Annotated in this window: 6 protein-coding genes; 5 read left to right on the plus strand and 1 reads right to left on the minus strand. The window is 68.7% G+C overall.

What is annotated here, in order from left to right:
* The first annotated feature begins 21 nt into the window (after positions 1-21).
* The 4 genes from mptB to VGG53_RS10790 all read left to right on the plus strand — a co-directional run bounded on the left by mptB (position 22) and on the right by VGG53_RS10790 (position 4,454).
* A complete protein-coding gene (gene mptB / locus VGG53_RS10775; protein WP_331518044.1) occupies positions 22-1,728 on the plus strand; it encodes a polyprenol phosphomannose-dependent alpha 1,6 mannosyltransferase MptB in 1,707 nt (568 codons plus the stop codon).
* A complete protein-coding gene (locus tag VGG53_RS10780) occupies positions 1,725-2,669 on the plus strand; it encodes an ABC transporter ATP-binding protein (RefSeq protein WP_331518045.1) in 945 nt (314 codons plus the stop codon). The genes mptB and VGG53_RS10780 overlap by 4 nt, the downstream gene beginning before the upstream one ends.
* Positions 2,670-2,731: 62 nt before the next feature.
* Positions 2,732-3,442: an ABC transporter permease gene (locus tag VGG53_RS10785; protein ID WP_414688943.1), complete on the plus strand. Its 711-nt coding sequence runs from the start codon at positions 2,732-2,734 to the stop codon at positions 3,440-3,442.
* Between the two features lie 28 nt (positions 3,443-3,470).
* Complete coding sequence (locus VGG53_RS10790) at positions 3,471-4,454, plus strand: COX15/CtaA family protein (protein ID WP_414688940.1); 984 nt, start codon at positions 3,471-3,473, stop codon at positions 4,452-4,454.
* On the opposite strand, the gene VGG53_RS10795 is transcribed toward VGG53_RS10790, so the two are convergent.
* Positions 4,404-5,078: a hypothetical protein gene (locus VGG53_RS10795; RefSeq protein WP_331518048.1), complete on the minus strand. Its 675-nt coding sequence runs from the start codon at positions 5,076-5,078 to the stop codon at positions 4,404-4,406. The genes VGG53_RS10790 and VGG53_RS10795 overlap by 51 nt on opposite strands.
* A 31-nt stretch (positions 5,079-5,109) precedes the next feature.
* On the opposite strand from VGG53_RS10795, the gene VGG53_RS10800 reads away from it, so the two are divergent.
* Positions 5,110-6,087: a quinone oxidoreductase gene (locus VGG53_RS10800; protein WP_331518054.1), complete on the plus strand. Its 978-nt coding sequence runs from the start codon at positions 5,110-5,112 to the stop codon at positions 6,085-6,087.
* Positions 6,088-6,093 lie beyond the last annotated feature (6 nt).

A 6,093-nucleotide genomic window follows, 5' to 3' on the forward strand; every position in this document is an offset into this window, starting at 1 on the left:
GGCGGCGGTTACGCTGCTGTGATGGCAGCTCGCCAGCACACGCTCAGTTCGTCGATCGCCAGCTTGCACGGCGACGAGCTGGCGGTGGGCCAGCCGCTGAACGACCGCGAGCGGGTCGCGCTTGGTCGCACCCGGGTGTTCGGCGCTACCGGCACGGTGTTGATGGGGATCGGGGCGCTTGGAGCCGGGGCCCGGCCGGTGGTCCAGGACCCGACGTTCGGGGTCCGGCTGCTCAACCTCCCGTCGCGCATTCAAACGGTGTCGTTGACGATGACGACGACCGGGGCGGTGATGATGGCCCTGGCCTGGCTGATGCTGGGCCGGTTCGCGCTGGGCAAGCGGCGGATGTCACGCGGTGAGCTGGACCGCACGCTGTTGTTGTGGATCTTGCCGCTGTTGATCGCGCCGCCGATGTTCAGCAAGGACGTCTACTCCTACCTGGCGCAGAGCCAGATCTGCCGGTTGGGACTCGACCCCTATCGGGTGGGTCCGGCGACCGGGCTGGGCCTCGGCCATGTCTTCACCTTGTCGGTGCCCAGCCTGTGGCGGGAGACCCCGGCGCCGTACGGGCCGCTGTTTTTGTGGATCGGCCGCGGCATTTCCGCGTTGACCGGCGAAAACATCGTCGCCGCGGTGCTCTGCCATCGGCTGGTGGTGCTGCTCGGAGTGGGGCTGATCGTGTGGGCGACACCGCGGCTGGCTCGCCGCTGCGGGGTGGCCGAGGTCAGCGCGCTGTGGCTGGGGGCGGCCAACCCGCTGCTGATCATGCATCTGGTCGCCGGCATTCACAACGAGGCGGCCATGCTCGGGCTGATGCTGACCGGTACCGAGTTCGCGCTGCGCGGTATCGGCGCCGCGCGCCCGCTGTGGCCGCGACCGTGGCCGCGGGCCGGGGGCGAACGGGCGGATTGGGTGCCGCTGGGCATGCTGTTGGCCGGCGCGACCCTGATCGTGCTGTCCTCGCAGATCAAGCTGCCCTCGCTGTTGGCACTTGGCTTCGTGACGATGGCGTTGGCCCAGCGTTACGGCGGCAACTTGCGGGCATTCTTGCTGGCCGGCAGCCTGATGGCGGGATTGTCGCTGGCCGTGATGGCCGCCGTGGGCTCGGCCAGCCGACTCGGCTTCGGCTGGATCTACACGCTGGGCACCGCCAACGTGGTGCGCAGCTGGATGTCACCGCCGACGCTGATCGCCCTGGGCACCGGGCAGGTGGGCATCCTGCTGGGACTGGGCGATCACACCACCGCAGTACTGTCGCTGACTCGTGGCATCGGCGTCTTGATCATCGCCGTGCTGGTCGCCTGGCTGCTGGTGGCCGTGCTGCGTGGCCGGCTGCACCCGGTCGGTGGGCTCGGCGTCGCGCTGGGTGGCACCGTGCTGCTGTTTCCGGTCGTGCAGCCGTGGTACCTGCTGTGGGCCATCATCCCGCTGGCGGCGTGGGCCACCCGGCCGGGTTTCCGGATGGCGGTGATCGTGGTGACGCTCGTGGTGGGCATCTTCGGTCCCACGGCCAACGGTGACCGGTTCGCGCTGTTCCAGATCCTGGATGCGACGCTGGCCAGCACGATCATTGTGCTGCTGCTGATCGCGGTGACGTACGACCGATTGCCGTGGCGCCCGCTGCCCGAGGACGGACCCGGGCCTGCGCCGACGGGCGACGATCCCGCGCCCACCGGCCAGACCCCGCAGCCCGCTCCGGTGCCCGGCGCTTACGCTAAATCTTCGTGAGCCCGGCTTCAGACATCCACGTGCGGTTGCGCGGGGTGTGTAAGCAGTACGGCTCGGGTGCGAGCGCAACGACCGCCGTTTCTCACCTCGATCTCGACGTGCATGCCGCCGAGGTGCTTGCGCTGCTCGGCCCCAACGGCGCCGGCAAGACGACGACCGTGGAAATGTGCGAGGGGTTTGTCCGCCCCGATGCCGGCACCATCGAGGTGCTCGGGTTGGACCCGATCGCCGACAACGCCCGGCTGAGAGCGCGGATCGGCGTGATGTTGCAGGGCGGCGGCGGCTATCCCGCTGCCCGGGCCGGCGAGATGCTCAACCTGGTGGCCTCTTACGCCGCCGATCCGCTGGATCCGACGTGGCTGCTGAACACGTTGGGCCTGACCGACGCGGCGAGCACCACGTACCGACGGCTCTCGGGGGGGCAACAGCAGCGGCTCGCACTGGCCTGCGCACTGGTCGGCCGGCCCGAATTGGTCTTCCTCGACGAGCCCACCGCCGGCATGGACGCCCAGGCCCGAATCCTGGTGTGGGAGTTGATCGATGCGCTGCGCCGCGACGGCGTGACGGTGGTGTTGACCACCCACCAGCTCAAAGAAGCCGAGGAGCTCGCCGACCGACTGGTCATCATCGACCACGGGGTGACGGTGGCCGCCGGAACGCCGGCCGAGTTGACCCATAGCGGCGCCAAAGGCCAGCTGCGGTTTAGCGCGCCGCCTCGACTCGACTTGTCGCTGCTGGTGTCGGCGCTGCCCGAGGACTACCAGGCTTCCGAGGCGACGCCGGGTGAGTATCTGGTGGAAGGCGCGGTCGACCCGCAGGTGCTGGCCACCGTGACGGCGTGGTGCGCTCAGATCAACGTGCTGGCGACCGACCTGCGGGTCGAACAGCGCAGCCTGGAGGACGTGTTCCTGGAGCTGACCGGCCGAGAGTTGCGCTCGTGACCGAAACCCAGTTCCCTACAGGCACTTTCACGCCCAACCCGCGACCCGCCGGGGTACCGAAGATGCTGGCCGCGCAATTTGGTCTTGAGCTGAAGCTGTTGTTGCGCAACGGCGAGCAGCTGCTGCTGACCATGTTCATCCCGATCACGCTGCTCATCGGTTTGACGTTGCTGCCGCTCGGGTCGTTCGGCAACAACCGGGCTGCCACCTTCGTTCCGGTGATCATGGCGCTCGCGGTGATCTCGACCGCCTTCACCGGCCAGGCCATCGCGGTCGCCTTCGATCGGCGCTACGGCGCGCTCAAACGGCTGGGCGCGACGGCACTACCGGTGTGGGGCATCATCGCGGGCAAGTCGGCGGCGGTGGTCACTGTCGTGTTCCTGCAATCAATCATTCTGGGCGCCATCGGTTTTGCGCTCGGCTGGCGGCCGCCTCCGGCAGGTCTGGCGTTGGGCGCAGCGGTCATCGCGCTGGGTACCGCGGTTTTCGCGGCGCTGGGCTTGCTGCTTGGCGGCACCCTGCGCGCTGAGATCGTGCTGGCGGTGGCCAACCTGTTGTGGTTTGTCTTCGCCGGCCTAGGTGCGCTGACCATCGAATCCGGGTTGGTCGGTTCGACCGTCAGATGGGCGGCGCGGCTCACCCCGGCGGGGGCGCTGACCGAGGCGCTGTCCCGCGCGATGAGCCTGTCGGTGGACTGGTTCGGCGTGCTGGTGCTTGTTGCGTGGGGCACGCTGGCCGGACTGGCCGCGTTGCGCTGGTTCCGCTTCACCTGACCGGCCCTACTACGCGACGTAGTTTTCGTTGCCCTACGATCGGGCGATGGCTGTCGGGCGACTCTTACGGCGGCTGGTCGACCTGCTGCCCGAACCCAGCCTGCCCGTGCAGCGGATAGTCGCGGCGGCCGTGATCCTGACGCAGGGGGGCATTGCCGTCACCGGCGCGATCGTCCGCGTCACCGCCTCCGGACTTGGCTGCCCGACCTGGCCGCAATGCTTTCCGGGCAGCTTCACCCCGGTCGCGGTTTCCGAGGTGCCCCGCATCCACCAGGCGGTCGAATTCGGCAACCGGATGATCACCTTCGCCGTGGTCCTCACCGCGGCGCTGGCCGTGTTGGTGGTTTACCGGGCCCACCGCCGTGCCGAAGTGCTGCTCTACGCCTGGTTCATGCCGGCCTCGACCGTCTTGCAGGCAGTGATCGGCGGGATCACCGTCCGCACCGGGCTGTTGTGGTGGACGGTGGCCGTCCACCTGCTCACCTCGATGACCATGGTGTGGCTCGCGGTGCTGCTGTTCGTCAAGGTCGGCGAGCCCGATAACAACGGGGTCGGCGTGATCAGTTACCAAGTGGTCAAACCGCTGCGCGCGCTCACGCTGCTCAGCGCCCTGACGCTGGCCGCGGTCCTGGTGGCCGGGACGCTGGTCACAGCCGCGGGCCCGCATGCCGGGGATACCAGCCCGCGTCGGACCGTGCCGCGGCTGCGGATTGAGATCACCACGTTGGTGCACGCCCACTCATCGCTGCTCATCGCTTATCTCGCCCTGCTGGTCGGGCTTGGCTTCGGGCTGCTGGCCGTGCATGCGCCGCGGCCGGTGCTGTTGCGGCTGGGCGTCCTGCTGGTGGCGGTTTTCGGTCAGGCCGCGGTCGGGACCGTGCAGTTCTTCACCGGCGCTCCCGCGGCGCTGGTCGCGGTCCACGTCGCCGGGGCCGCGATATGCACGGCGGCCACCGCGGCCTTATGGGCCTCGATGCGAGAGCGGACCGAGCCCCAACCGGTCCAGGGCTGACTCGACGCACAAGGCGAACTGACGCTGCGCGTCGTCGCGGGCGTCGTCGTCGAGTAGTCGCCAACCCAATGACGGGGCAACCAGATTCAGCTCTGCCAGCTCGGCGTCACCGGATTCGTCGATGATATCCGCGCGGGCGTATAGCAACTCGCTGACGGCGATGCCCGACTGCTCGGCGGCTGCCTGCAATGCGGCCTGTCCGAGGTCCCACAATTCGAAATCGGCCTCGATCGGCGAATTCTCGACGAACGCGTGGGACTGGATGCCGCCGATAAAAACCAGCGCAGTGCGAACCGCGGGGCCTGACGGACGACGACCCCGCAGCACGGGCACTCCCGCGCGGCCCAGGTCGCGCAGGTGGCGCCGACCGGTGTTCCAGGCGACGACGTCAGGAGCGTTCAACAGGTTGGGAACCCGCTTCGTCCACGCCAAAAACTCGGCGTGATCGCTGCTGTCCCGCAGGATCACCAGATCTGCGTCGAGCGCGCGCGGGTCGTCCCAGGCCAACCAGTGCGCATGCAGGCCGCGCGTGCGCAGCGCGGCCACCAGGCCGGCGTCGTCGCCGTCCGCCGAACCGGCCAGCACAATCCGGGGATGGCGAATGTCGGGCCGGGCCAACTTCATGCGGACTCCATGCATGCGGATGATAGTCAACATGCACGCAATCGAAGTCGCAGAAATCGGCGGCCCGGAAGTCCTGCGCTATGTCGAGCGGCCGCAACCGTCGCCGGGGCCGGGTGAGGTCCTGATCAAGGCCGAAGCGATCGGCGTGAATTTCATCGACACTTATTTCCGCTCCGGGACGTACCCCCGCGATCTGCCGTTCGTGCTCGGCACCGAAGTGGCCGGAACCGTAGCCGCAGTCGGCGACGGCGTAACAGGGCTGAGCGCCAGCGACCGGGTGGTGACCGCGGCAGCGTCCGGTGCCTACGCCGAATTCAGCACCGCACCAGCGCAACTGGTCGCGCGCCTGCCATCGGAAGTCGGCCTGGACGTGGCCGCCTCAGCGCTGTTGAAGGGCATGACGGCGCATTATCTGATCGCCTCGGTGTATCCCGTGCAGTCTGGCGATGCGGTGCTGGTGCATGCCGGAGCGGGTGGGGTGGGGCTGATTCTGACGCAGTGGTTGGCGCATCGGGGCGCTCGGGTGATCACGACCGTATCGACACCGGAGAAGGCGCAGCGGTCGCGGCACGCCGGCGCCACCGTGGTGTTGGATTATCCTGGCGACGATCCGGCCGAATTCGGCAGGCGGATCCGCGACTTGACCGACGGGGCCGGCGTGGCGGCGGTGTATGACGGCGTCGGGGCAAGCACATTCGACGCCAGCCTGGCCAGCCTCGCCGTACGGGGGACGTTGGCACTGTTCGGCGCGTCCAGCGGCGCGGTTCCGCCCGTCGACCCGCAGCGGCTCAACGCGGCCGGATCGGTGTACCTGACCCGGCCGGCGTTGGTCCATTTCACCCGGACGGGCGAGGAATTCGCTTGGCGCTCACGGGAATTGTTCGACGCCATCGCCGACGGCTCGCTCAGCGTGGAGGTGAGCCACCGCTATCCCCTGGCCGACGCCGCGCAGGCGCACCGCGACCTGCAGGGCCGTCAGACCGTCGGATCGATCGTGCTCACGCCCTAGCGTCCC

This window comes from Mycobacterium sp. (assembly GCF_036490025.1).
Classification (GTDB): Bacteria; Actinomycetota; Actinomycetes; order Mycobacteriales; family Mycobacteriaceae; genus Mycobacterium.

Excerpts from the sequence above, each read along its gene's own strand:
- VGG53_RS10795 (WP_331518048.1), bottom strand. The coding sequence starts at position 5,078 with ATGAAGTTGGCCCGGCCCGACATTCGCCATCCCCGGATTGTGCTGGCC.
- mptB (WP_331518044.1), top strand. The coding sequence starts at position 22 with ATGGCAGCTCGCCAGCACACGCTCAGTTCGTCGATCGCCAGCTTGCAC.
- VGG53_RS10800 (WP_331518054.1), top strand. The coding sequence starts at position 5,110 with ATGCACGCAATCGAAGTCGCAGAAATCGGCGGCCCGGAAGTCCTGCGC.
- VGG53_RS10785 (WP_414688943.1), top strand. The coding sequence starts at position 2,732 with ATGCTGGCCGCGCAATTTGGTCTTGAGCTGAAGCTGTTGTTGCGCAAC.